This window comes from Bacillus cereus group sp. MYBK222-1, from assembly GCF_051916425.1.
Taxonomy (GTDB): Bacteria; Bacillota; Bacilli; order Bacillales; family Bacillaceae_G; genus Bacillus_A; species Bacillus_A paranthracis.
Map to the genome: position 1 here is coordinate 837,282 of NZ_JBQAGP010000001.1, position 25,105 is coordinate 862,386.

Here is a 25,105-nt window from a genome sequence, read left to right on the forward strand (position 1 = left end):
TATATAAAGGATGAGCGTATAAAAAGGGGGAATAGCAATGTTACATGATGTATACAAACCAAATCGTCACTGGAAGGATATCGAATTATGGAAAGATGTTACTGAAGAGCAATGGAATGATTGGGTTTGGCAATTAACGAATACGATCAAAACGTTAGATGACTTAAAGAAAGTGATTAACTTAACACCTGATGAAGAAGAGGGCGTTAAAATTTCAACGAAAACGATCCCGTTAAATATTACACCGTACTATGCTTGGTTAATGAATCCTGATGACCCACGCTGTCCGATTCGGATGCAATCTGTACCGATCTCGGAAGAGTTATATAAAACAAAATATGATTTAGAAGATCCGCTTCATGAAGATGAAGATTCACCAGTTCCAGGGTTAACACATCGTTATCCTGACCGCGTACTATTCTTAGTAACGAATCAATGTTCTATGTATTGTCGTTACTGTACACGCCGTCGTTTTAGTGGACAAATTGGAATGGGTGTGCCGAAGAAACAATTAGATGATGCAATTGCTTACATTCGTGAAACACCACAAGTACGAGATGTATTAATCTCTGGTGGTGATGGTCTTCTTATTAACGATAAAATTTTAGAATATGTATTAAAAAATTTACGAGAGATTCCGCACGTTGAGATTATTCGTATCGGAACGAGAGCGCCGGTAGTATTCCCGCAGCGTATTACAGAAAACTTATGTAACATTATTAAAAAATATCATCCAGTATGGTTAAATACACATTTCAATACATCTATTGAAATTACTGAAGAATCGAAAAAAGCATGTGAAATGTTAGCGAATGCTGGTGTTCCAGTCGGAAACCAAGCAGTAATTTTAGCTGGTATTAATGACAGTGTTCCAATTATGAAAAAACTAATGCATGACTTAGTAAAAATCCGTGTACGTCCATATTATATTTATCAATGTGACTTATCGGAAGGTATTGGTCATTTCCGTGCACCAGTTTCTAAAGGTCTTGAAATTATTGAAGGTTTACGCGGACATACGTCTGGTTATGCAGTACCAACATTCGTTGTTGATGCACCAGGAGGAGGCGGTAAAATTGCGCTTCAACCAAACTATTTAATTTCGCAAAGTGCAGATAAAGTTGTACTTCGTAACTTTGAAGGTGTTATTACAACGTATCCAGAGCCAGAAAGCTACATTCCAGGAAGAGCAGAAGGGTACTTTAAAGAAATTTATCCAAACTACGAAGAAAAACGTTCAGATGTTGGTATCGCAGGCCTTATGAGTGATAAGAAATTTAATCTTGTTCCAGACGATTTACAGCGTATGAACCGTCGTAAAGACTATGAGGATAATGAAACGCATGCAACATTAAAAGATAAACGTGATAAGCGCGACCAATTGAAAGATAAAAAATATCAAGCACAAATGGCTAAATTAGAAGAAAACGACAAAAAAACTGAGGGTGATGCAGTATGAATTGTATGTGGTGTGACAGTACAGAAGCAAAAGAAAGCTTAAATACTGTATATTGGGAATTACCAGATGGTACGAAAGCCATTGAAATCCAAGAGACACCATGCATTTCTTGTTCCTCATGTGGTATGGACTATCAATCAGATCAAACAGTGAAAGAAATAGAAGATCAATTGTTTCTAATTTATACGAAAGACTTACCAAAACAACTAACATATGAAGAATTAATGGGAAGACCACGTCTATTAAAAAGAAATTATTTCGACTTTTAACCAGCTTTTATGCTGGTTTTTTTCTTTTTTGCCTTGTATAATGTACCCAAGCTAGAAAGGTAGGGAATATTTTTGAAAAAGACATTTTACCACTATATGATGAAGCATCGTGCAGCTTTATTTAGTAATGAAATATCGAATTTAGCAGAGGCAATGTATGATGATTTAAGTTTTCCGAAGCAATCTGAAGATTACGATGAAATTAGTTCATACTTAGAGCTAAGTGGAATGCTAGAAAGTATGTCTATATTTGATGAAGCGTGGGATTTATACATACAAGATAGATAAAAACTATTTGAAAACATACAGAATACATTACTTTATTTAAAGTGAAGTATTCTGTATGTTTTTTTATTATGAAATTTGTTGATTTGAAGCTAGTCTAGTTACTAGCTTTTTTTGAGTGTAATGTAAATTTTATAAGATTATATTTTTTATTGAAAAAATTTATGAATATAAGCTTCTGTGATAAGCGTTTTTATGTAGGTTGCATATACTGTTATCAAAATCACGACGTCAAAAAAAGGAGAGATATAGATGGCAAGGAAAAAGCAACCTAAATATAACGTAGGGGACATAGTCGTGATTACGCTATATGGAACCGTTGGTAAAATCACAAATATGAAGGTTTTAGATGGAGTTTACGTATACGAAGTCAATAATCACGATGGATTTTACGTAGAGCAAACATTGCAGCACGTTACAGAGCAAGATATGAAAAAAGGTGAAACTGAGTGGATTGAATTAAACTATAATTTCACATTTGGTGATCTCGTGCAAGTAACAGGATATGATAAAGATGTTTTCCGTATTGTTGGTTTTCGTACAGAAGTATGGAGATATAAAAATGATGCATGGGAAGATACAATATATGAACTGTCACGAATTACGGATGGTGAATGGTTAGAAGCGGATGAGTCAGATTTAACGTTACTTGCCAATGCTCAAACGGCAAATGCAATTTTGAAGAAAATGAAACAAGATAAAGCAGGTATGAATAAATTAGATTTAGGAAAATTAAAGTCAATTAACAACTCAAAAAAAGTGAGTGTTAAGACAAATCGTCAAGAAATCATTGATGGATTACTTGATATTTATAACGATTACCAATTGTTATTTGATACATTTAAAGATGAAGAATACAAAATTGTTATGGATGTTGTTCATAATTATTTAGTTAAATTGACAGAGAAAAAATAGTTAACTAGAAAGAGAGAATGAATTGAACAACAACATATGCAGTATAAGGTATGCCTACAATTATTAAAAAAATAAAAAGCCATTTAATAAGAGAGTCTGCCCATTGATCTTCATGCATGAACTCTTCTTTTGTTTGTCCTACTTCTTGCTTTACCTCGTATTGATATTCCATAATTATATCCCCCTTTTTGATAGCTTGTACTACCATCGTATGCACCTTGTCCAAAGGATATGACCTATAAAAAAGAAAAACTATTTTTCTAATCTCATATACATATTTTTGAGATTTTTTCATAAAACAGAAATAAAGGAGTGATGCTCATGAAGGAAATTGAAGTCGTAATTGATACGGAAGAGATTGCGGAGTTTTTTTATGAGCAACTAATTGAAAGAGGATACGTCCCAAAACGAGAAGAAATTGAAGATCTCGCAGATATTACATTCGAGTATTTATTAGAGAAATGTATGATTGATGAAGTGTTTGATGAAGAGGATGAGTGAAAGTAACGACGGGCTTAACTCGTCGTTTTTTACTCTTTACAAACTTGTCACAAATGTAGCCAGCAATACTTGGTATAATTAAAAGAAAATTTTACTCAAGAGGTGAAGGGATGTTCAAAAAAATTATTGATTCTTTATTAGGAAAGAAAAAATATCGTTCGTATTCTAGTAGTGATTATCGCCATAGAGGTCGCTCTTATTCAAGTAGCGATTATAAACGACGTTCATCTGGTTATGGGCATCATCATTATAAAAGAAAACGTAAAAGCCGTAGCTTCTTTTCAAGTAGTTGATGAAATGGCGTCGTATACTAGCTTTATTTGATAGACCACTGCGAAAAAATACAATTGTTGTAGAACGTTATAAAATTGAATCAGTAATTGGAATGGGTAGTTATGGGGTTACATATGTCGTTAATGATTTACAAATAAATAGATATAAAGTCTTAAAACAATTAAGACAAAGTAAACAAAGATATGAGTCTGGTAGAAAATCATTTGAACAAGAGAAAATGATTTTACAAACATTAAATCATCATGCAATTCCTAGTTTATATGATCATTTCGTATGGGAGAAAAAAAGCTTTTTTGTGATGGAATATATGCCTGGTAAAAATTTTGAAGATTATATTTTCTTAGATGGACATGTATATACAGAACGTGAAGTTTTAAAAATTTTATATAAAATATTAGAAATTGTATCAGTGTTTCATAGTAAAGGTATTATTCACCGAGATTTACGCATTCCAAACATATTAATGAAAGAAAACCAAATTAGTATTATTGATTTTGGGTTGGCGAAATTGAAAGGTGAGGGTGATGAACGAGCTACAACGTATGAAGGTGAACAAGCTTTGATGCGAGAAGTTCACTTTCGTAGCGATTTTTATGCGCTTGGTCATTTCTCATTATTTTTATTATATGCAGGCTATGAATCTAATGAAAAATATGAAAAACCATGGTATGACGAATTAACTTTGGAAAATTACAACCGTGAAATGCTGATGCGTATGTTACAAATAAAAACGCCGTACTATGAGAATGTACGAGATTTAAAAAAAGATGTAGCTTTTGCTTTAGAAAGGATGGAGGATCCATGTTTCAAAAGTTTTTAGCAAGCGTTGGTATCGGTAATGCAAAAGTAGATACAGTTCTTGAAAAAGATGAGTATATTGTTGGTGAAGAGATATACGGAAAGGTTCATATAACTGGAGGTTCCGTTAGCCAACAAATTGAAAGCATTTACTTAACGCTATCAACATCGTATGTACGAGAAGTAGATGATAAAAAAGTAACAACAACATATGATTTAGAGCGAGTTCGTTTAACAGAACCTTTTTCTGTTGAGCCGAATGAAAAAAGAGAAATTCCATTTTCATTTAAAATGCCGCTTGAAACACCGCTTACTCTTGGAATGAAAACAGTTTGGGTTCACACAGGCCTTGATATTAAACGTAGTATAGATCCAAGTGATCGTGATTACATTCAAGTGTTGCCAAATGCACTATTAAATAGTGTGTTAGAAAGTGTGAATCAATTAGGTTTTAAAGCGCGTCATATAGAATGTGAAGAATTACCGTATCGATTACGTAAGCAAGTTCCATTTGCACAAGAATTTGAGTTTGTTCCTGTTTCCGGACAGTATTATGGGAAATTAGATGAACTAGAATTATTAATTTTACCAAGTGCTTACGATCGCCTAGAGATTATTATGGAAGTAGACAGAAAATCTCGTGGATTAGCAGGTTTATTTGCAGAAGCACTTGATCTTGATGAGAAAGTGATGCGCTTTACAGTAACGAATGAAGATATTCCAATGATGAAAGAAACAATTAACAATTATATTTTTAAATAAACTATGCATAAAAAAGGAATGGAGAGGAAAACTAAAACAACCGCTCCATTTTTTTGCATAGTGAGGTTATGTATGTGAAACGATATCGACATTTATACTTGTTAAGTTCAACGCTACTCATTTGTTTTGTCGTATTATCACTTTCGTATCATACCGCTTGTATTGAGAAATTTGACAATATAGTCGCGCATTTTATTCGAAGTTTTCGAAACGATTATTTGACAGCCTACTTTACTTGGGTGTCGTTTATCGGTTCCAAAAGAATATATTTTCCGTTACTCATTATTCTTGTAATGTATTTTCTCGTTAGAAAAAAGTTGCTTAGTGCATTACTTCTAACAATTAATTATTATGGATCTCGTTATTTAAACAGTATGCTTAAACTATGGTACGAGCGAGCAAGACCTGATGTGTCGCAGCTTGTTACTGCAACTGGATATAGTTTTCCGAGCGGTCATACGATGAATGCTACTGCTTTTTTAGGATTTATTGCATACGTCACGATTACAGAAGAACGTATTACATTGCATAAAAAATTGTTGATTATTTTTATAGCGAGCTTTGTTGTATTATCTATTTCAGTTAGCCGAATATATCTTGGCGTTCACTATCCATCTGACATATTAGCAGGATGGGCAGCTGGCGGTAGCTGGCTCGTTTTATGCGTAATATTTCATAAAACGTTCATTAAAAAAGAACCTATGTCATAATAGGTTCTTTTTCCATTGGTTCAACATGAATGTGCGCATGATAAATGCCAAACTTTTTGCGAAGCATTGCCTCGATGTTGTCAGTAATACAGTGACTTTCTCCAACATCCATACGAGCATCTACCTCAATTGTAATATCGACGTACGTTTGATTCCCGTACATACGAGCGCGAATATCTACGATGTTTTCCACGCCACCAATATGTTCAATCGCATCAGCGTACTCTTCCATCTTATCTGGATCGATTCCATCCGTTAACATATGAGAAGCTTCTACGAAAATCTCCCATGCAGTTTTACAAATAATAAGACCGACAATTAAAGCGGCAATAGGATCTAAAATAGGCATTTGGAACTGCGAACCGACAATACCTACTACTGTACCAATACTTACGAGAGCATCTGATAAATTATCCTTTGCAGCTGCTTCTAATGATTTACTTCTTGTTCGTGCTGCAATCTTTTTCGTATACAAATACACACAGTACATAACGACAGCAGAAAATAAAGCTACCCATGCAGCAAGTACATTAGGTGCTGCTTGTTTCGGATTTAAAAAAGATTGAATGGCACTAATAACAACTTCTAATCCGACCGTTGCCATAATAAAAGAAGCAACAAGTGATGCAATTTGTTCTGCACGCGAATGCCCATATGGATGATCTGGATCACGAGGTTTCCGAGAGATTTTTAGACCAATTAATATCGCTAAAGAAGCACCGATATCGGTTAAGTTATTTAAACCGTCAGCACGTAATGCGCTAGAGAGGGTAATATAACTGATGATGATTTTCATAGAGGATAAAAATATGTAGGCCAAAATGCTGACAATAGCACCTTTATCAGCTTCTTTATGAGAAAGAGTATCCATTTTAATCACTCACCTTTCTACAAGGAATTTCTTTCTATAAATAGAGTATCAAACGAAAGTCGTGTGGGTCTATACAAACATTGTTGACGTTTTATAGCTTTTTAAGAAGTGGATAACAAAGTTTCGTGAAGGAAAAATATGTTGTAAAGTGCAAAGTTAGGGTATGCAAGCGATTTAGATCTATGTATAACCCGGGAAGGAGAAGGGAGTACAAATATGTACACTTCTGACAGCTGATTTGGAAAAAATAAAAAACCCTCTAGAAAATATTTTTCAGAGGGTTTTTATCTTAGTATGCTTCTAAAAACTCAGTAACTTGCTCTTCAGTTTTTGCGTTAGCACTATGTAAGTGGCCTAGCTTCTCACCATTTTGATATACAAGTAAACTTGGAATACCCATTACTTGATACTCTTCAGCGATATTTGGGAACTCATCTTTATTAATAGAATACCATTCAAACTTATTGAACTCTTCCATTACATCTCCGATAAAGTTGTCCATACGCACGCAATCAGGGCACCATGTAGTAAAGAACTTAACAACTACTGGCTCCTCGCTTGCGATGATGTCTTTAAATTCCTGTTCAGATTTGATTTCTTTCATGTTAGTTTCTCCTTTTTCACTATCAATATTTTTGGTTATTTAGTTGGTGTATTTGCTGTGAAAGGAAAACTTATAACGAGAACCTTTCTTTTCGGAAAATTCGTTAGCAAATTGATCCACCGCAGTTTCTTGAAGTCCTGGTACATATGAGTAGATATCCAGTGTGATTCTACTTTTTATGTCCTAGTCTTATATGCATCTTAAATTTAGAAATGAATATTAGGAACCTCACTTTTCTTTATAAGCTTTTTCGTGAGCTGTGTCAAACTTCTGAAATTGTAAGGCTACTATTTATTAGTAAGGTAAATTGTATTCATGATAGCCATTGCTATAAAGTTCTTTTCCCCATATATTTTTATGAGGTGTTGTGAGAGAAGAGATTAAGTGGCGTTAGCGGAGTTCCAGCAACAATTACAGCTAAATAAAGTAATGCAGGTAAAAGAAGCAAGGCTAACTAGAAGGGAAAATTGCGGCACTGTATAGAGTGAAAGAAAAACATGATATGGAGCGAGAAAGGAATCGTAAGAACATGTTAGGAAGTATTTAGCGGTAGAAGTCAGGGGGAATGTAGATGTGATAGAAAGACAGTATTACATTATTCTTTCAAAGGGGTAACTAGGATGGTGAAATGGGTAAAGAAACTATTTTTTTAAAATGCCCACCCTGCATTGTTTGTGAGAAACAAGAAGGTGAGCTTCAATTAAACGAAATGAATGTAGTTTGTGAAAAATGTTCCTAAATTACGCATGAACAAGACATATAAAGAGATTCCTACACCCTTTATATCTTATTCCATAAATAACAAAGCTGGTGAGCTTCTGATTCAAGAGCTATTACATGATCATTATTAATAGAGTTATTCGTATACATTTTGTTCTTTTGGATATTAAGGACCGTATAATTCACATTGTTATGTTCATTCGAAAATGTTGATTCGTTTAATAATGTTAATGTTGAGTTGATGTTATATTTATCAATTCGCTCTTTTTTTCCTTTGAAAAACAGTTTAATAAGATGTGGCTCATCATTAATGAGCAAACCAAGTTCAGGTGATGAGCGGACGATTAAATTATGTGATAACCAATGTGATTTACCTGGATCAAACCAAGAGACGTCTTTGTTTTTAATAAATTTTTTATACTGCTTTATAACATCAATGTAGTTTTGCTTTTTCTTCTGGTCAACAGTTTGTACTAATGTTTCAAAACAGTCAAAAGCTAGTTCGTTTTTATGAAATTTAATAACAGTTTCTCGTAATTGTTTCCAGTAATCAAAAACTGGGTGATATTCAGGTTGAGATTTAAGATTTTTTACAAAATTTGTTTTAGCTGCACTACTTTTCAGTGTAAAGTCTAAAAATTGTGTAAGTCCTACTTTAATTTCCGCCATGTTATACCCCCTTTCCGAACATTACTAATTCGATAGTGGAAAGGGAAATCCTGCATTTTTAAGGAGGTGAACGAGATGCTAGATGATGAAGAGTTGACGGAACAAGAACGGCTCTTTTGTTTGTATTATGTGAAATACTTTAAAGGGAAACAAGCTGTACGGAAAGTTAGGTATGTAAAGAGAAGCACGCATAGTACGAGTAGTCGATTACTTAGAAGAGAACATATAGCATTTCAGGTCAGAGAGCTTAAAGCAAAAATGGTTGAAACTATATTTGGGGAAGTAATGAGTGGGTTAAATGAGTAAATCAAGATTGCTTTTACTAATACGAAAAAGGTCCTGTTGTTTCCAACAGGACCTTTCCTAAAATGGCAAAGAGTAACTCTTACCTTACTCTTCTCGTATATAATACATGAAAAAGATAGATGTGTATACAACAAGAAATTCCAATATAATTATTTGAATATAGTGTTTAAAAATAAAAGAGTGGAATTTCAAATAAGGAATTAAATTACAAACGCTGATTTATCAGGTGATACAAATGAATTTCTATCAAATTGTAGTTAATAAAGTGATATTGAGATAATAAGATATGTAATTTTGCATACCGGATTGTAAAAGCGAACAAGGGTATAAATAATCTAAATAATACGGAAGTTGAGGGAGAGTAATACTAAAATTTCATTTATTTTTTACTGTAATAAATTCATTTGAATAGAAGTGAAAAATAGAGATTTGCCTTAGTCATTTATGAAAGTCAAGAATATTTATAACCATAGGAGTAAATACACAGGTCCGATTTTTGTAATGATGGAGGGAATTGATGTGGACATAACTCAAAGCATGGCAAGAATAGTAGTTAATGGGAAAGATCTTCCGTTTCGTTTAGTTAGTACTTCTGTATGGAATCAAGGGCCTGTAAATGATTTAATTGTTTCAACAAACGAAAGAGTCGAGGATTTTTATCAATTTATGTGGTCGCAAGTACCAGTAATGCTTGCGATGTATTTTCTTCAAGGGGCAGACTTAATGAGGTTTGCTAGAATTACTGGGATTAATCAAAATGTAACGGGAGAATATATTTATCATTTCTCTTGGGGATAAAATGAATGTAAAGTAGCGTAACAGCTGCTTTTTTAATTTGTAAAGGAATTTAATGAGGTTAAGAAAATAAGATTAGAGCGTGATATAGATAATTTGTGACTGTTTTTAAGCTCATAAAGATACTCGGTTACTTCTTTTAATACAATGGCTTTTACAAACAAATGTATAGAAGTATACATAAGAAAAAATGAAATAAGTCGAATAATATTTCTCTATGTATATTACGATTAACACGAAGCACGTAGGGGATTGATATAAATATGAAGTTTTTAAGGAGCACAAGAAAATAAAAAACAGAGAGACATATTTTTTGTCTCTCTGTTTTTTTGTTTTATTCACAAATAGTTCCAGTTGCTATACCAGTTGGAGCGACACCTACTGGGACATTAGTGATAACAGTATTCGTAGCAATATCAATAACGGAAACAGTATTACTAGCTTGATTTGTAACATATGCAAGAGTGCCATCAGGTATGATGGTTACTTGATCAGGGGATAAACCAACAGAAATTGTATCAATCACAGTATTTGTTGCTACATTTATAACTGATACATTATTGCTCACTTTATTTACAACGTAAATAAGATTTCCACCCGGTGTAATATCTATACCAACAGGTTCTGTACCTACGTTAATTGTATTAATAACTGCATTGGTAGCGGTGTTAATAACAGAAACAGTATTGCTGTTTTGATTTGTTACATAAGCACGAGTACCATCTAGTGTGAAGACGATTATTCTAGGACGAATACCAACAGGAATGGTAGCGCTAACGGTATTCGTAGCAGTATTAATAACAGAAATATTGTTGCTTAATTCATTTGCAACATATGCAAAGGCTCCATTTGGAGAAACAGTGATTCCTTGCGGAGCGTTGCCAACAGGAATTGTATCAATGACAGTGTTAGTAGCAGCATTAATAACAGAAACCGTATTATTACCGTGATTTCCAACATAAACAGTTGTGTTATTTGGAGAAACAGCTACACCAATCGGGTCGCTTCCAACAGGAATGGTAGCGCTAACGGAATTTGTAGAAGTATCAATAACAGAGACGGTATCAGAAAAAATATTAGTAACATAAGCGCGAGTTCCATTTGGTGAAACTGTTACTTCGAGAGGTGCATTATCTACAGTAATTGTAGCTACAACTGTATTTGTTCCGGTGTTGATTACAGATACTGTATCATCGGTAGGATCATCTATGACTCCTGCGTTTGTAACATAAACAAGGAAATTACATGCAGGTCCAGTAGGTCCAGTGGGTCCGGTTGGCCCAGTAGGTCCAGTGGGCCCTGGTGGACACTCACAATCTCCAGTGGGCCCAGGCGGTCCTTCCGGCCCCTGAATTCCTTGCACACCTTGAGGTCCTGTCGGTCCTTCGAGTCCTTCCGGTCCTTGAATTCCTTGTACGCCTTGAGGTCCCGTTGGTCCTTCGAGTCCTTCTGGCCCTTGAAGCCCTTGCACACCTTGAGGTCCCGTCGGCCCTTCGGGTCCCTCTGGCCCTTGAATTCCTTGGACACCCTGGGGTCCCGTCGGTCCAGGTGGTCCAGGAACTCCCATTCCAGTGCCAGAACCAGTGGGCCCAGGTGGTCCAGGCGGTCCTTGAAGCCCTTGTACACCTTGAGGCCCAGTCGGTCCAGGTGGTCCTTCTGGCCCTTGAAGTCCTTCCACGCCTTGAGGTCCAGTAGCTCCTGCAAGTCCTTCAAGTCCTTGAAGCCCTTGTACACCTTGAGGTCCAGTAGCTCCTTCTGGTCCTTCTGGTCCTTGAAGCCCTTGCACACCTTGAGGTCCAGTAGCTCCTTTAGGTCCTGGAAATCCTCTAGGCCCAGTAGGACCGGGTATTCCGATAATATTTAATAGAGAACTATTCAATATTCCTTGCAAAATTAAGTTGAATGTTTGTTGCAACAATGGGTCTGATATATTGGAACAACTAATGAGCGAAGATAAATTTTGGAATAGAAATTGGAATAACGCAGAAATTTGAGTAAGAGATGCAGTAGGTAAGGAATTGATTAATTGATTTATAGTTCGTATAACTAAATTTCTATTTGGAGTATTTGGTTGCACTGTAATTATTAAATCATGTAATGCCTGTAATGCAGATTGGAGTATTTGTATAGTTGTCGGATTTGGCGTAGTAAAGAAAGAAAGGATAGCTTGGTTTAATTGGTTAATTAGGGACAATAATTCTTGTTGTTGAGAAAATGAGAAAAAAACAGGTGTACAACAATTACTTTGATCACAAGAGGATATAGAAATAAAACAGGGGAATTGAAACTTTTCGCACGGATCGTTTGAGTTTTGATTATGCTTCATAATTACCTCCTTTAAAAAAATTTACATGTTAAGTATGTCTTGAAAATTTGTATCCTCTACTGAATGTTAATTATTGGTAAGTGTATGTGTAATGTAAAATGTTCAGGAATATTTTTCTTCTAAGTATATGTTTAGAAAATCGAGACGTTCTTATGGGATGTATAATCAATACTTGGTTATTAACAGGAAGTGTAAGTAAGACTACAAATCAAAATGGAAGTATATTTTTTTTAGCTTAAAACATAAAAAGAGTAATCTATGAGATCGTTGCTTGCAACTACTGATTTAAATGCTTTTTTATTGAACAAAACGCCCATTTGAATAGGAGGTTAATGGTGAGGAAGACATTAGAAGAATTAGAAAGGTGTTATAATGAAGCCTTAAATGAAGGAGCAGAGTATGTAGCTGTTCAGATTAAAATAGATGGACTTTCTAGCGATGAAGTAATTGTTAACGACAAATATAACATAGATTCTAAACTAGCGTATTACAAGAAAACGTACAATGAAGATTTAGAAGATAAATGGAATCCAAGAATTCGTATTGTAGGTTTTGCATATAGTTATTCATTTTCAGGAATTGTACGCAAATTAGGACTACTAGTTTAGTAGTGATGAAACTTAAGATAATTATTGAGGTGGATACCACAATTTAAGTGGTATCTTTTTTTTGTTAAGGAATAAATAAAAAAGAGGGCTTAAGCCCTCTTTTTATAAATGCCTAACTTTTATGCACAGATTGGAATTCCTAATGCTATTAAAGTCAATGCTACTTGAAGAGAAAGTTCTAATCTAGCAATTTCGATTCCAGCAACTGATACCACTAAAAGAGGTTGTCCATTAACGAACAAAACACAACTTTCCATATTTACACCTCCCTTCTAGTAATCTACTACAATATATGAATTAAATTTAAATAACGTTATAGTTAAATTAATGAATTTTATAAAATTGATAAATTAATCTATCATATAAAATGAATTTTTATTGGTCTAACAACTGCTTCTTTATCACCTTATATAAAGGGTATGAATATATTAGTAGTATATAAAAGCATAGGAGTGATAGATATGTTTTTTGCAAAGCTACGTGGTAGAAATGAAGTTCCACCAGTAGAAACAGACGCTCGAGGGGAGGCTTTCTTTAAATTAAGCCAGGACGAGCTTAGCCTAAAATTTAAGTTGGATTTATTTGATATAGAGGATGTAGTAGTTGCCCATCTGCATATTGGAGCAAAAGGAACTAATGGTCCTGTTGTAGCTTTTTTATTTGGACCTATAACAAATCCGGTTTCAATAGAGTGTGCAACGCTTACGGGAATAATTACTCAAGAAGATTTGGTTGGGCCGTTAGCGGGTCAAACATTAGCTACTCTTGTAAATGAAATCATATCTGGAAACATTTATATTAATGTTCATACAGTACAACATCCTAATGGTGAAATTCGTGGACAATTGAATTATTGCTAAGAAATTATAGTAGTGAAAAATAAAGCATCCGTTTAGGGTGCTTTTATTTTGTGGAGGATGTATAGATAGATAATTTACCTTTAATAATCTTAAAAATTCATTTGTATAGTTTTGAAGGTAATCGAATGGAATTAGAAATAGTGAATTTTTTACCTTTTTAGTTTGTAAAATAATTATCGAAAACTTATAAATGAAATGCCCCTCCGAAAATTAAATTAGTATTAGGAGATAAACTTTGTAAATGAAATATGAAAGTGTAAGAGAGAATAGAAATTTTTAAACCTAATCAAAGCTAATAGACTAACTTTCAGCACCCACTGAAATAAAGAATCATAACATAATTTGTAATAACTTATATGAAAGTGAGCTGAAAAAAATGTTTTATTCGTATTTTTATTCTCAAGCGGGTATGCGACCAGCATATGGTACATCAATAACGTTTAGCGGAGCACAAAGTACAGTTCAAGCTGTTCAACAAGCGTTACAAATGCAACAACAAATGCAAATGCAACAACAAGGTATCCAGCCGTATTATTCATCTATGGAGTATTTTTATCCAGTGCATCAAATCACACCGTATGGAAGTTCTTTTCTTACGATTCCATATGGAACTGTCTTCAATCTATAAGCTGAAAATTTTATGAATAGGAGCAGGTATCCCAAACCGATTATTAACCTAACCATTACCAATTGGATATATACGGGAAACCCAGCTCCCACCTACCTTTATCACAGATGCCGAATTTTGAGGTATCTGCAAATAGCGGAAATAATTGAGGGGGGTGAGTGTATATGTAAGCGTCAAATAGTTCCATCTACAATTTGTAAATAGCTGATGAGATAATCTTTGTACATACTCTACAAGTTGTTTTTTGGTAAGAAAATATCGTCGATCGAAGAAAGAATGAGAATTATCTTATCATGACAACTGATGGATAGTGGCACTATATGAAAAGATACATGAACATTTACTAACGCGAACCAGGACGAGAGGTAGCAATGAAATCCTATCTGTGGTTATATCGTACAGGAAGATTGTCCTATGACTATCAATTTACAAGAGCAGGAGAACATCCGGACCGTTTTTCCCCATTTTGAAGTATATTTATAGCCATAACATCTTATGTTTTGTTTATAATTGTAAATAGTTATTGAAATGTATAAATGTTTTTTATGAATAAAAAGGAAAAATAATGCAACTTTTTAATTTGTTTATTCGTGTTATATATGAAAGGAGGAGGGGGATGGAGATTGAAGAAATATATAAAGTTTATATAAACGATGTGTACCGGTATTTATTTTCCCTTTCTCGTAGCCATCATGTAGCGGAGGACTTGATGCAGGAGACTTTTTATCGGGCGTTTCTTTATCTAGAAGACTATGAAAACCAAAAGGTGAAATCATGGCTTTTTAAAGTGGCATATCATACCTTTATTGATTTTGTTAGGAAAGAGAAAAAAGTAGCTTTTGTAGGAACGGAGGAATTAGAAACAATTCAAGCAGGTGAATCTACAGAAGAGTATGTAGTCGCAAAAAATAGTTATGAAAAATTAATTCAGATTATTCATACTTTACCGGTGGTAGAGGCGCAAGCTATTTTATTATGTGACGTACATCAATTAACGTACGAAGAGGGTGCTTCTGTATTAGATTTAAAGTTAAACACGTATAAAAGTCACATATTTCGCGGGAGAAAGAGATTAAAAGAATTGTTAAAGGAGGAAAAGAGTCAAAATGACAAATGATAAACCTCATTCTGAACAAGATGATTATAAAGAATTGTTACAAGAAGCTCTTCATCAAAGGCCGGATGCACTTTCTAATGGAAAACAGGAGCAAGTGATGAAAATAGGGAAAAAAAGAGCGCGTATTACGAATGTTTTAATTGTATTTACTTTTTTATTACTTATTCAACCTATATTATATATATCTACTCTCGCATACTATGTATTTGCACCTACAAACGCAATGGAGATACGGAATGTAGTAAATCAAACATTAAGTGTAACAGAACCAAATGTATTTTTGAAAGATAGGGACATGGAGCAAACATTGTTACCGCTTAGTTTACAATTGCATTTTGATTTGTATAAAAGGGTAGGAAAGAAAGATATTCGAATAGGGGAAGAGAAAACAGATTATATATTTAGTAGAGCAACGAAAGTTAGCCGTGAATATACAACAGATGAAAAAATTCCGGAAGTCCCATATATAGATAACGAGGTATTGTCTCATCCTAATAATTATAATTCATCCTATAATAGTAGTGAAGAAGCGCAAGTATTAAAGGGTCTTCCGCAAGAATCTGTTGTAGAAGCATTTATATCTTTTAGAGAATTGTTGAGTGTACAAGAGGTAACGAATATGTTTCCCACTATTGATATCGTCTGGTATGCCGTTAATACAGGGTTAGAGGAGAAGCAAACGAATGACGAGGGTATGTATGTTGCTCCGATTGGCTTTCCAGCAGATATGATTTCAAGACCAAGTGGTGCTTTTGTGAGTGATTCACCTCATGAGGAACAATTTATTGATGTGTTAAAGTCATTACAGAAGCACGAAAATTTAGCAGTGAAGCTATCTAGAGCGAAAGTATTAGAGTTGTCACAGCGTATTTCTTTCCTTGAAAAAAATGGGGTAAAAACATATGGGGCAGTTGTAACAGGACCTAAAGGAGAAGTTGAAAAATTAATGAGCCACGAAAAAGTTAGAAAATTGAAAGTAGGTGAAGCGAGATTATGGAATTGGCATTCTTAAAAAAAAGAAAGAATCATATTTATAAACAGGAAACGTGGATGGGGACTATTTCATTAATTATTGCCTTTCTGGCGTTATTGTATTTGAACATTATATTGCTTATACAAGAAACATTTATAGGTAAAGGTTTTCTGCAAATAGTTGGTATTGGATTGGTATGCTCAGTCATAGGAATGATCACAAAAAGAAAAAGTCGGAAATATGCATTGTGGGCATGTAGTTTATATCTTTTTATGCTACTGTTTTCTATATTTGGATTTATGTTAGGTTGGATGATAAGCTTTGGACCATAAAAATGTGTGAAAGGACGAATGTAAGTTCGTTCTTTTTTATGCATAAAAAGTAAAGGGATTTATCAAATTTGAATAGAGATTACTATACTACTAGGTTGTTGTGTTATTGAAATGTCTTCCGCCTACGTGTATATAAATAGGCGACAAGTATAGGGGGAAAACAATAGTTCGTCCAAACATTGTGAATCTCTTTTACATAATATAGAGTAATAAGCATAAAAGGGGAACGAGTATGTCTTGCTATTACTACTGTAAGTATTGTAAAGAATATAAAAAGAAACAGCATAACTGTTGTAAGAACGATAGTAAGTGTAATGACAACAAGGATAGTCTTGTTAGGGCATCAGCATTTAGAGCTAGAAATACGGTGAATTAACCTGTTCCTGCTAATACTTTTGTAAAAGTATTGTTCCAAAATGAACAATTTGATTTAGCAAATGAGTATAATCCAGCAACGTCTATTTTTATTCCGAAGACTAAAGGAGTATACTCTGTTATTGGAACGATTGGTTTTTTTCCAAACGATCCTAGCTTAAATTATAGAGCTCGTGTAGAAATTCGTGTGAATGGAAACGCGGCAATAGCTATAGATAATGACTTTTTTGGTCCAATCGGTTTTGGAAATGTAGTAAGTGTTTCGACGATTATTCAATTGCATGCAGGAGATCAAGTTGAGGTTTATGCACAAAGTAGCATAGACGGAGTTTTAAGTCCTTCGGAAGACGGCTCACATTTTGAAGCTGCTAGATTCCCTTCACCAATTAAATAAAGTTGAGTATACAGCAGATAAAGGGTAATCCTCACCGAAATGGTGGGGTTTTTTCTATTAAAAGGAGTATCAGTTTGTCCAAACGATTCTAATCTATATTGCATAGTATGTAATAATAAATTTAAGGGGGATTTACTACGTCTTATTATTACTGTAAGTATTGTAAAGATTATAAAAAGAAAAGTCATAATTGCTTTAGAGAAAATAGTAAATGTGATAAAAAGTATGTAAAAGAAAATTGTTGTGAGGATAAGAAGGAAAAACTTGTAAGGGCATCTGCCTTTAGAGCTGTTAATACAATGAATCAACCTGTCCCGGAAAATACTTCTGTTAAAGTATTGTTCCAAGATGAACAGTTTGATTTAGCGAATGAATATAACCCAGCAACATCTATTTTTATTCCGAAGACTAAAGGGGTATATAGTATATTAGGGAATATAACATTCTCTCCAAATGATTTTAATGTGAACTACAGAGCTAGAGTTGAAATTCGTGTGAATGGAAATCCAGCGATAGCAATAGATAATGATTTCTTTGGGACTGGAGTATTTTTTAACAATGATGTTTCAGTAACTTCTATTCTTCAATTAGAAGCAGGGGATTCAGTTGAAGTTTTTGCTGAGAGTAGTGTCGCTGGAGTAATTGTTCAAAATGTTAATGGCGTGAATACGGTTCATTTTGAAGCTGCAAGATTTCCTTCTCCAATTAAATAACGAAGAGAATAAAATACTTTTCAGTAGGTTTAGTTAATCCCCTGTACCGAATGGTGGGGGATTATTATTGTTTTTTTAATATATAAGTAAATCGGTTAAATATAGTTTGTTTCATGAGAATTTCACATGCTAAAGATGTAATGATGAAAGGTAAAGTTTTAAAATTATTTTTTACAGTTTTGATGTTGAAAGGGCTATCTTATTTTAAGTATTAGATTTTCTGCAGGTAATAAAAAGAGTAAGTAACAAGGGTGTAAAAGTTCTTTGGCGTTACATTTGCTAGTTGCCTAACGGTATAAAAAGACATCTTAATTTATGTCCGTATAATTAAAGGCTTTTTCATTACTATATAGAAATTACATATTTAACATCGGTTTGTGCAGGTATTACTATTGTATGGAAAGGAATAACATGAAGGCAAGTACACTATATAAAAATAAAATAAAACCTAAGATGAGTAGTATGGGATGCAACTTGAACATATTTGACCTCCTTGAGTATATAAAGAATTTTAATACATCTTTTGTGAATTTAGAAGGAAAATATATTAGATAAATGGTGCTTGAATGGATACACGAATTTAATAGAGTAGTGAATGTCTAATAAATAAAGAAGTATTATGGGGGACACCTTGACTAGATTATTTATAAAGGGCAGGTCGATTTACCCGACGTGAAATATAAAAGTGATCAGATTTATATGTACAGAATAAGGGATAAATAAAAAAAGAGCATACATAAAAAGTACGCTCTAAAGAAAGATAGGTTTTATGAGTGGATAATCTCCATACGATAATATATGTTCGGTTGATGTAAATGTGTGAAAAATCAATAAATTATCAATGAAATATCATGAAATGAGTAATCTTAGTCTATTAATAAGGTTTTGTAGTTAACCAAATTGTAAGGATTTTGTATAGAATGGATTAACAACTCGATAATAATCGTACTTCAGTTTCATATTTCGTATAGTTTGGATATTGTGTAATAGTTTGACATTTAGGTGTGGAAAGTTGATTAATTATAGAAACATTTGTAATTACTTCGTTACAAGGACCGAAAAATGTAACTTTTAATTTTGAATTTGGTGGGACTTTGAAAACAATAGGTTTTTTCTCCATGAAATCAGCTCCTATGATGCAGAATTGTATACTGCGTTTTTTCGTTCATATTATAAAGACGTACTAATATAATATGAAATTTTAGTTGAGTTGATAATGATATGGAGTTCTATGGCATGGTGAAAATGTGGAAAATACAGTAAAAACTGAGAATGTTCTATACAATGTATAATCAATATAATAGGTAAAATTAAAAAATAAGTAATTTATCTAATACGCTTTTTTTCTTGCTACATATTATAGTAGTAAGAATTGTATTAGGAGGTAATGAAAGATTGCAAGAAAATGTACAAGCTCAACCTCAGCTTTCACCACCATGGATCACATATTTCAATGAGTTAAAAAATTCAATTGGTGCTGATCCAACAGTTACAGTTGGTCCGCTAATTCCAGTTGGAGGAAATTATATTATTTTAGTGCACGCGTTAAGTGATGAAAAAGCGAGAGCGTTAGCAACGCTCCTAAAATCTTTTGTAGAATTTGGGAATGTAAGTGTAACAGTTATTGTAACTAATAATGAAAATGACATTGTAAATCCACTGCCATGTCCACTAGATGCATTTGAAATTGCCCATTTATTTCAAGTGGCGCTAGAAAATAATCCTTATTTCGAACAAGTTGTTGTACAGCCTCAACTCCCTGGTGGGGCAAATGTTGTCTTTCCTGTTTTTGCTGCACAAGTAATTCAATTTTTTAATGATGATATTTCAAATTTATGTCAAACATTTACTGGTGTTGCTGCAGATGTATTTCATGATGTAATGAACGATGATGTTTGTGGTATCCCAATATTATTCTCCACAAGCTGTGTTCCGAGCAGTGAAAGTGCACAATTACAAAATACAGATTTAACACCAAAACTGTTTTATTAAATTGTGAGAAGACATTTTCATTAATAGAAAATGTCTTTTTCGTATGCATTAACGTTATTTTGTAGAGTTATTGCGGACGATAAACGAGGCTTCCACTGATAAAATTGTTACTGAATCTTATATAGAGTGTAAAGATAGTATTTTTGAATTGAAATATAAAAGAAATGAGAGATAAATTGTTTTCGTTAATATAGAATAATCACAAAAAATACAGTAAATTAACTTTCATACATATGTTTCATAGTATAAAGAAGATTAATTACAAAAAACGAAGATTAGTAATAGAGAAAATGGTTCTAATATTAGCGCAAAAGATAGATTGATTAACTAATGTTATCTACTGATACATAGTTTTTTTACATGAAATGAATTACATGTAGAAAACACATTGTATACACAACAACACTGTATAGTTATTCTTATATAATAATAAAAGTGAGGTATTTTGAATTGAAAAAGAAAAAGCTATTTTTAGGAACAATTATTTCATGCGTAGTACTGGCATTATCCGCATGTGGCTCCTCAGACAACGTAGTAACATCAAAAGTAGGAAATGTTACAGAGAAAGAGTTAAGTAAAGAATTAAGACAAAAATATGGGGAAAGTACTTTATACCAAATGGTGTTAAGTAAGGCGTTGCTCGATAAATATAAAGTTTCAGATGAGGAAGCAAAAAAGAAAGTAGAAGAAGCAAAAGATAAAATGGGTGAGAACTTTAAAGCGACTTTAGAACAACTTGGATTGAAAAATGAAGATGAATTAAAAGAAAAAATGAAGCCAGAAATTGCATTTGAGAAAGCGATTAAAGCGACTGTTACAGAAAAAGATGTAAAAGATAACTATAAACCAGAAATGAAGGTAAGTCACATTTTAGTAAAAGATGAAAAGACTGCTAAAGAAGTGAAAGAGAAAGTAAATAACGGAGAAGATTTTGCGGCTTTAGCGAAGCAATACTCAGAGGATACTGGTTCAAAAGAACAGGGCGGGGAAATCACTGGTTTTGCTCCAGGGCAAACGGTAAAAGAATTTGAGGAAGCTGCATATAAATTAGATGCAGGACAAGTAAGTGAACCAGTAAAAACAACTTACGGTTACCATATTATTAAAGTGACAGATAAAAAAGAATTAAAGCCATTTGATGAAGTAAAAGATTCAATTCGTAAAGATATAGAACAGCAAAGACTACAAGACACGACAGGTAAATGGAAACAACAAGTAGTCAATGAATTATTGAAAGATGCTGATATTAAGGTGAATGATAAAGAGTTTAAAAATACATTTGAATTTCTAGAAAAGAAATAATGACTGTAATTAGAAAAGGGAACCTTTAAAGGTTCCCTTTTCTAGTTAGTGTGTGAGTTATAAATAGATAGTAAGACAATACAATATTACATATAAATATTAAGAATTACAATGGAAATTTATGTAATTATTTTGAAGTAGGTTAATCATTACTTCATAGAATGTTGATATTATAATGTTTTGTTTCATCTCATTAAATATAAAACGAATTAATTAATTTTAGCCCATTATTTGTAGGCAGTAAGATTTGCGTAGGCTAATTATTAGTCAGGAATGAACAAAGCTTGAGTGGATTAAAGTTTCACTTTATAGAAGTGGATAAACATAATTTGCAGAATGAAACATACAATAAGATTGAAATATATTGACGTTAAATGAAGTGAAAAGCAGAGCATTCTATTAAGATGGATGTTCTTTTTCGTATGAAATTTTAAGGTGAAGAATGAATTATTGGATAGATAAATAAATGATGTAGGGGGAGAAAATGTGAAAGTAATTTTTCAAAGAGAAGACGGAGGGAAAATTTTTGAATCGTATGATGAAGATATAAATAACCTATTAGCTATTTTAAAAGAAACGAAAGGGATTAAGATTGGGATGGTTGACTATAAAGTATTAAAATATGAATTAGAGTATTTTCGGAATCCTAAAAAAGCAGTAACGGAGAGGGAGTTACATATAATAGTACAACCGAAATATATTTAATAATTAGAGTGAATTATAAATAAATAAATAGTTTGACGCAGTATGTACGAACAGAGAGTGTTTAAATTGCTCTCTTTTCATAGAAATTTATAAGGAACGAGTTTTGATTCTTTATAAATCTCATAGATTTTTTGAATTTAGGCAGGGATTTTATATTTGGGTAGATAAATGTTCATATAAGTTATTTTTATGTGAATATTGGAGGAGTAAAAATGAGTTTAGCAAGTTATATAGGGTGTAATGTAGAAATTCCATTAACGGATCCAGATTCTAATGATGTAATTGTTTTTGCGCCATGTTTTTCAGATGAAAGTATGCTTGAAATTGTACAAGAGTTTCAATTTCAAACAAGTTATACATATGAAGTTTCAACGAGTTGGGGCATTGAACTTGTTGAGTGGCAAACTGAAAGGGAGAAGAAAAAAGCTAATAGCTTTATGCACGATTATGGAAGGTTATTTAAATGATGGGGACTATTTTGAATTATTCAGTTGTTGGGTTGGTAATGAAGATAAGGAACGATTGGGAGAATTAAAATTAAAAATAAATCATTTTCATATAGATGAGATTCGTATTCCAGAAAGAACACTTGTCAGGATAGAAAAATAAATATAGAAATATAGGTGATTAGAAAAAACGACTTCTCTTTAAGTGAAGTCGTTTTTTAGTTGATACGTGAACTTCCTATTAAATGGGAAAAAGTCTCATTTGATGAAGAAAAAATAAATCCCTTCTCAAAAGAACGTAGGTTCGTGTATAATTAGAACGAACGTTCTTGTATGTGTAGATAGTATACGATTTAGAATAAAGTGAAAATGTAATTAGTGGGTGTTCATCATCCACTAATTACATTTTCACCAATCGGCTGTTTACGGGAAGTTGATCTTCGACTTACTTTCCTTGTATGTCTTGAGTTTTGAGGTGGGAGATTTCTTACCTGTTCATGCAGGGGAAATATGAGCCGAGCAATTATTAAAGAATAATCGAAGCGCAATATGTTTGAAATAGAATGGATAAATAATCGAGGAGATAGAGAAATGAATGATGTAAAGATGCAAAGAGCAAAAAGAGAATGGGTTCCATTTACAGTAATGTCGGAACAGTTATTAAGTATGCGAAAGGTTATTGAGGAGAAATTTAAAGTACAAAAACCATTTTTAACAAAAGAAGCAAAAGAGGGAATTTCTGATAAATTATTAATGTCATTATTGTCTGAGAAAGAAATATTGGTGACATATTTTGAAGATGGATACATACTTACAAGCTACATGACAGTTGTACATATAAATCCGCTAAAGCGCATTGTAATGTGTACTGACGCGTTTTATAAAACTTACGTATTTAATACCACGGATATTATTGAAATAGCGTAAAGTAAGCTATGTTAGATGTGAAACAGAAAAAATGAAACGGAAAAGCAGCTAGCTTCATACTAGCTGCTAAGCCCCAGGGAAAGGGAGAAAAAGATAGGGTACTCCAAAAATCAACAATAGCTGTATAACAGCCTGATTATAGTATGGACAGATTAAAAATTCTTAAACAGAACGATGAAAAAATAGGGTTAAGCTGTACCGACTTGGTTTTGATCCGCAAGGTCAGAATCAAACGTATTAGTCGCACTCACACCATTAAAAGTATTAACAACAAAACCAACGTTGGAAGCACCAGATCCATTATAAGCCTTCGTGTTTTCTTTTGGAGAAACGTTATAGAAATCACCTAAATTAAATGAACCGTTACTATTTTGTACAACTAAATTCCCTACAACTGAGGGCATAGTTCTCACCCACTTTACAATCATTTGTTAACACTACTATATGGTCTTATAGTCCAAAGGGTTCATCTAACGAAAATTGCGGAATAATAAAACGTTTGAAGTGTAGCTTAATCCCATAATAAAAGTGTGTTAAACTGAATGTAAGGTTACGTAATTAAAAATGGAAATTGTATAATTATCATATATGAAAACAAAGGAGGCAAAATGTAATGAATAATGTTATAAAAAAAGTAGATTTAACAGATGCAAAGTCAAGTAATCTTGTTGCACTTATTTATAGCAATGAAGTTATATTGGTGGAAGAAGCATTTTGTCCAAAGGAAATAAAATTAAAGTTTAATGAAATTGCAATTTTATCGGCTATTAAAACAGCGCATATAATGAAAGTATCCATTAGAAAAGAGCTTGACGCGTTTTTTCATGACACGGGTGTTTTATTGGTGAAGCATAGTGCTGAGTATGGAAACAGTCAATCTATCACTATGCATTTTGAACAATTTAAAAAGTTACAACATGAGATTGAGTATTTAAGTAAAAGTATGTAATAAGGCAAGATGAAGATTCTTTCATAGAGGTGAACAGTTCTATGTTGAAAAAATGGTTTGAAAATTTTTTAGACGAATCTCACTGTAAACATAAATATAGTTTTATTAAGATGTAGGATATGGTAGAACAGTTATTAGTGGGTAATAAAAATATCGGAAATGTAAAAGTTACTGGTTTTTATAGTGTATGGAGAGAGAAAAATACAAAACAAGGAGTTTTCAAGAGATGATGTATTTGTTGGCAATTTTTCTTCCACCTGTAGCCGTATTATTTTGCGGAAAACCATTTCAAGCAGTAATTAATTTCATATTAACATTAATATTTTGGGTTCCAGGTGTTATTCATGCGATATTAGTTGTACATGATAAAAAAGCAGATCGGCGTTTAAAAAAACAAATTCAAGCATATGATGAAATAAATAAAAAGAACAGAAGATAGCTGAGTTGTGAAATGATTTAAAAAAGAAAGGGGGGACTACCTCCTTTCTTTTTTCATTCTA

32 protein-coding genes and 3 pseudogenes are annotated in these 25,105 nt (G+C 33.0%); 26 read left to right on the forward strand and 9 right to left on the reverse strand.

What is annotated here, in order from left to right:
• The first annotated feature begins 37 nt into the window (after window positions 1–37).
• From ablA to ACTFR9_RS04210, 4 genes are all read left to right on the forward strand, one after another.
• Window positions 38–1,459 carry a lysine 2,3-aminomutase gene (gene ablA, locus ACTFR9_RS04195; protein ID WP_000902136.1) on the forward strand — a complete coding sequence of 474 codons (1,422 nt, stop codon included), beginning with the start codon at window positions 38–40 and terminating at the stop codon, window positions 1,457–1,459.
• Complete coding sequence (locus tag ACTFR9_RS04200; protein ID WP_000995764.1) at window positions 1,456–1,728, forward strand: YokU family protein; 273 nt, start codon at window positions 1,456–1,458, stop codon at window positions 1,726–1,728. Before ablA ends, ACTFR9_RS04200 begins: the two co-directional genes overlap by 4 nt.
• 72 nt (window positions 1,729–1,800) lie before the next feature.
• Window positions 1,801–2,016: a YozE family protein gene (locus ACTFR9_RS04205; RefSeq protein ID WP_000750724.1), complete on the forward strand. Its 216-nt coding sequence runs from the start codon at window positions 1,801–1,803 to the stop codon at window positions 2,014–2,016.
• 249 nt (window positions 2,017–2,265) lie between these two features.
• Complete coding sequence (locus ACTFR9_RS04210; protein ID WP_000101501.1) at window positions 2,266–2,928, forward strand: hypothetical protein; 663 nt, start codon at window positions 2,266–2,268, stop codon at window positions 2,926–2,928.
• A gap of 4 nt (window positions 2,929–2,932) precedes the next feature.
• Here ACTFR9_RS04210 and ACTFR9_RS04215 read toward each other — a convergent pair whose 3' ends face one another.
• The gene (locus ACTFR9_RS04215; protein WP_000456537.1) at window positions 2,933–3,100 is read right to left on the reverse strand and encodes a DUF3930 family protein; all 168 of its coding nucleotides are present in this window, start codon (window positions 3,098–3,100) and stop codon (window positions 2,933–2,935) included.
• Between the two features lie 149 nt (window positions 3,101–3,249).
• On the opposite strand from ACTFR9_RS04215, the gene ACTFR9_RS04220 reads away from it, so the two are divergent.
• The 5 genes from ACTFR9_RS04220 to ACTFR9_RS04240 all read left to right on the forward strand — a co-directional run bounded on the left by ACTFR9_RS04220 (window position 3,250) and on the right by ACTFR9_RS04240 (window position 5,993).
• Window positions 3,250–3,429, forward strand: coding sequence for a YozD family protein (locus ACTFR9_RS04220; RefSeq protein ID WP_000658451.1), 180 nt, complete (start codon window positions 3,250–3,252; stop codon window positions 3,427–3,429).
• A 110-nt stretch (window positions 3,430–3,539) separates the two neighbouring features.
• Window positions 3,540–3,722, forward strand: a complete 183-nt coding sequence (locus ACTFR9_RS04225) for a hypothetical protein (protein WP_000473370.1) — start codon at window positions 3,540–3,542, stop codon at window positions 3,720–3,722.
• Window positions 3,722–4,543, forward strand: a complete 822-nt coding sequence (locus ACTFR9_RS04230; protein ID WP_000872046.1) for a serine/threonine protein kinase — start codon at window positions 3,722–3,724, stop codon at window positions 4,541–4,543. Before ACTFR9_RS04225 ends, ACTFR9_RS04230 begins: the two co-directional genes overlap by 1 nt.
• Window positions 4,525–5,283, forward strand: coding sequence for a sporulation protein (locus ACTFR9_RS04235; protein WP_000486606.1), 759 nt, complete (start codon window positions 4,525–4,527; stop codon window positions 5,281–5,283). The genes ACTFR9_RS04230 and ACTFR9_RS04235 overlap by 19 nt, the downstream gene beginning before the upstream one ends.
• A gap of 74 nt (window positions 5,284–5,357) precedes the next feature.
• Window positions 5,358–5,993 carry a phosphatase PAP2 family protein gene (locus ACTFR9_RS04240; protein WP_002163663.1) on the forward strand — a complete coding sequence of 212 codons (636 nt, stop codon included), beginning with the start codon at window positions 5,358–5,360 and terminating at the stop codon, window positions 5,991–5,993.
• Here the strand turns inward: ACTFR9_RS04240 and ACTFR9_RS04245 are convergent.
• From ACTFR9_RS04245 to ACTFR9_RS04260, 4 genes and pseudogenes are all read right to left on the reverse strand, one after another.
• A complete protein-coding gene (locus ACTFR9_RS04245) occupies window positions 5,983–6,864 on the reverse strand; it encodes a cation diffusion facilitator family transporter (RefSeq protein ID WP_000380376.1) in 882 nt (293 codons plus the stop codon). The two genes, ACTFR9_RS04240 and ACTFR9_RS04245, sit on opposite strands and share 11 nt — an antisense overlap.
• Before the next feature lie 289 nt (window positions 6,865–7,153).
• Window positions 7,154–7,495 (reverse strand): thioredoxin family protein, encoded by a 342-nt coding sequence (locus ACTFR9_RS04250; RefSeq protein ID WP_255256062.1) that lies wholly within the window; start codon window positions 7,493–7,495, stop codon window positions 7,154–7,156.
• 12 nt (window positions 7,496–7,507) lie between these two features.
• Window positions 7,508–7,743: pseudogene (locus ACTFR9_RS04255) on the reverse strand (hypothetical protein); the annotation flags it as partial.
• A 505-nt stretch (window positions 7,744–8,248) separates the two neighbouring features.
• A complete protein-coding gene (locus ACTFR9_RS04260) occupies window positions 8,249–8,857 on the reverse strand; it encodes a hypothetical protein (RefSeq protein WP_000807968.1) in 609 nt (202 codons plus the stop codon).
• Between the two features lie 75 nt (window positions 8,858–8,932).
• On the opposite strand from ACTFR9_RS04260, the gene ACTFR9_RS04265 reads away from it, so the two are divergent.
• Both ACTFR9_RS04265 and ACTFR9_RS04270 read left to right on the forward strand, forming a co-directional pair.
• On the forward strand, window positions 8,933–9,163 hold the full coding sequence (locus tag ACTFR9_RS04265) for a terminase small subunit (protein ID WP_000883188.1): 231 nt from the start codon (window positions 8,933–8,935) through the stop codon (window positions 9,161–9,163).
• 444 nt (window positions 9,164–9,607) lie between these two features.
• Window positions 9,608–9,961, forward strand: a complete 354-nt coding sequence (locus tag ACTFR9_RS04270) for a hypothetical protein (protein ID WP_033670822.1) — start codon at window positions 9,608–9,610, stop codon at window positions 9,959–9,961.
• Between the two features lie 331 nt (window positions 9,962–10,292).
• On the opposite strand, the gene ACTFR9_RS04275 is transcribed toward ACTFR9_RS04270, so the two are convergent.
• Complete coding sequence (locus ACTFR9_RS04275; protein WP_000682249.1) at window positions 10,293–12,284, reverse strand: YVTN family beta-propeller repeat protein; 1,992 nt, start codon at window positions 12,282–12,284, stop codon at window positions 10,293–10,295.
• 335 nt (window positions 12,285–12,619) lie between these two features.
• Between ACTFR9_RS04275 and ACTFR9_RS04280 the strand changes: the two genes are divergently transcribed.
• Window positions 12,620–12,892, forward strand: a complete 273-nt coding sequence (locus ACTFR9_RS04280; protein ID WP_001232708.1) for a hypothetical protein — start codon at window positions 12,620–12,622, stop codon at window positions 12,890–12,892.
• Between the two features lie 119 nt (window positions 12,893–13,011).
• Here ACTFR9_RS04280 and ACTFR9_RS04285 read toward each other — a convergent pair whose 3' ends face one another.
• Entirely contained in the window at window positions 13,012–13,149 is a 138-nt protein-coding gene (locus ACTFR9_RS04285; protein WP_000443219.1) for a DUF3956 family protein, read from the reverse strand.
• A 204-nt stretch (window positions 13,150–13,353) separates the two neighbouring features.
• On the opposite strand from ACTFR9_RS04285, the gene ACTFR9_RS04290 reads away from it, so the two are divergent.
• The 7 genes and pseudogenes from ACTFR9_RS04290 to ACTFR9_RS04320 form a co-directional block, all read left to right on the forward strand.
• Window positions 13,354–13,752 carry a CHRD domain-containing protein gene (locus ACTFR9_RS04290; RefSeq protein ID WP_000464534.1) on the forward strand — a complete coding sequence of 133 codons (399 nt, stop codon included), beginning with the start codon at window positions 13,354–13,356 and terminating at the stop codon, window positions 13,750–13,752.
• A gap of 376 nt (window positions 13,753–14,128) precedes the next feature.
• Complete coding sequence (locus tag ACTFR9_RS04295; protein WP_000500111.1) at window positions 14,129–14,380, forward strand: DUF3947 family protein; 252 nt, start codon at window positions 14,129–14,131, stop codon at window positions 14,378–14,380.
• Window positions 14,381–14,996: 616 nt separating this feature from the next.
• A complete protein-coding gene (locus ACTFR9_RS04300) occupies window positions 14,997–15,497 on the forward strand; it encodes a sigma-70 family RNA polymerase sigma factor (RefSeq protein WP_000401919.1) in 501 nt (166 codons plus the stop codon).
• Window positions 15,487–16,509 (forward strand): anti-sigma factor, encoded by a 1,023-nt coding sequence (locus tag ACTFR9_RS04305; protein WP_000180319.1) that lies wholly within the window; start codon window positions 15,487–15,489, stop codon window positions 16,507–16,509. The genes ACTFR9_RS04300 and ACTFR9_RS04305 overlap by 11 nt, the downstream gene beginning before the upstream one ends.
• Window positions 16,491–16,802 (forward strand): hypothetical protein, encoded by a 312-nt coding sequence (locus ACTFR9_RS04310; protein ID WP_000417668.1) that lies wholly within the window; start codon window positions 16,491–16,493, stop codon window positions 16,800–16,802. Before ACTFR9_RS04305 ends, ACTFR9_RS04310 begins: the two co-directional genes overlap by 19 nt.
• Before the next feature lie 232 nt (window positions 16,803–17,034).
• A pseudogene (locus tag ACTFR9_RS04315) lies at window positions 17,035–17,571 on the forward strand (C1q-like domain-containing protein).
• A 140-nt stretch (window positions 17,572–17,711) separates the two neighbouring features.
• Window positions 17,712–18,284 (forward strand): annotated as a pseudogene (locus ACTFR9_RS04320) (C1q-like domain-containing protein); the annotation flags it as partial.
• Window positions 18,285–19,209: 925 nt separating this feature from the next.
• Here ACTFR9_RS04320 and ACTFR9_RS04325 read toward each other — a convergent pair.
• Window positions 19,210–19,404: a hypothetical protein gene (locus tag ACTFR9_RS04325; protein ID WP_000412567.1), complete on the reverse strand. Its 195-nt coding sequence runs from the start codon at window positions 19,402–19,404 to the stop codon at window positions 19,210–19,212.
• 275 nt (window positions 19,405–19,679) lie between these two features.
• Between ACTFR9_RS04325 and ACTFR9_RS04330 the strand changes: the two genes are divergently transcribed.
• The 5 genes from ACTFR9_RS04330 (at window position 19,680) to ACTFR9_RS04350 (ending at window position 23,656) form a co-directional block, all read left to right on the forward strand.
• On the forward strand, window positions 19,680–20,276 hold the full coding sequence (locus tag ACTFR9_RS04330) for a hypothetical protein (protein WP_001157704.1): 597 nt from the start codon (window positions 19,680–19,682) through the stop codon (window positions 20,274–20,276).
• A 450-nt stretch (window positions 20,277–20,726) separates the two neighbouring features.
• Window positions 20,727–21,578, forward strand: coding sequence for a peptidylprolyl isomerase PrsA (locus ACTFR9_RS04335; protein ID WP_000727481.1), 852 nt, complete (start codon window positions 20,727–20,729; stop codon window positions 21,576–21,578).
• Between the two features lie 486 nt (window positions 21,579–22,064).
• A complete protein-coding gene (locus ACTFR9_RS04340) occupies window positions 22,065–22,283 on the forward strand; it encodes a hypothetical protein (protein WP_000864284.1) in 219 nt (72 codons plus the stop codon).
• Between the two features lie 212 nt (window positions 22,284–22,495).
• Entirely contained in the window at window positions 22,496–22,750 is a 255-nt protein-coding gene (locus ACTFR9_RS04345; protein WP_046197489.1) for a hypothetical protein, read from the forward strand.
• A gap of 570 nt (window positions 22,751–23,320) precedes the next feature.
• Window positions 23,321–23,656 carry a YolD-like family protein gene (locus ACTFR9_RS04350; RefSeq protein WP_074541357.1) on the forward strand — a complete coding sequence of 112 codons (336 nt, stop codon included), beginning with the start codon at window positions 23,321–23,323 and terminating at the stop codon, window positions 23,654–23,656.
• Window positions 23,657–23,844: 188 nt separating this feature from the next.
• Here ACTFR9_RS04350 and gerPF read toward each other — a convergent pair whose 3' ends face one another.
• Window positions 23,845–24,060 (reverse strand): spore germination protein GerPF, encoded by a 216-nt coding sequence (gene gerPF / locus ACTFR9_RS04355; protein ID WP_001141565.1) that lies wholly within the window; start codon window positions 24,058–24,060, stop codon window positions 23,845–23,847.
• 209 nt (window positions 24,061–24,269) lie between these two features.
• Between gerPF and ACTFR9_RS04360 the strand changes: the two genes are divergently transcribed.
• Together ACTFR9_RS04360 and ACTFR9_RS04365 are read left to right on the forward strand one after the other, a co-directional pair.
• The gene (locus ACTFR9_RS04360) at window positions 24,270–24,605 is read left to right on the forward strand and encodes a hypothetical protein (protein WP_001066866.1); all 336 of its coding nucleotides are present in this window, start codon (window positions 24,270–24,272) and stop codon (window positions 24,603–24,605) included.
• Between the two features lie 226 nt (window positions 24,606–24,831).
• Complete coding sequence (locus ACTFR9_RS04365; protein WP_000990217.1) at window positions 24,832–25,044, forward strand: YqaE/Pmp3 family membrane protein; 213 nt, start codon at window positions 24,832–24,834, stop codon at window positions 25,042–25,044.
• Window positions 25,045–25,105: the final 61 nt, after the last annotated feature.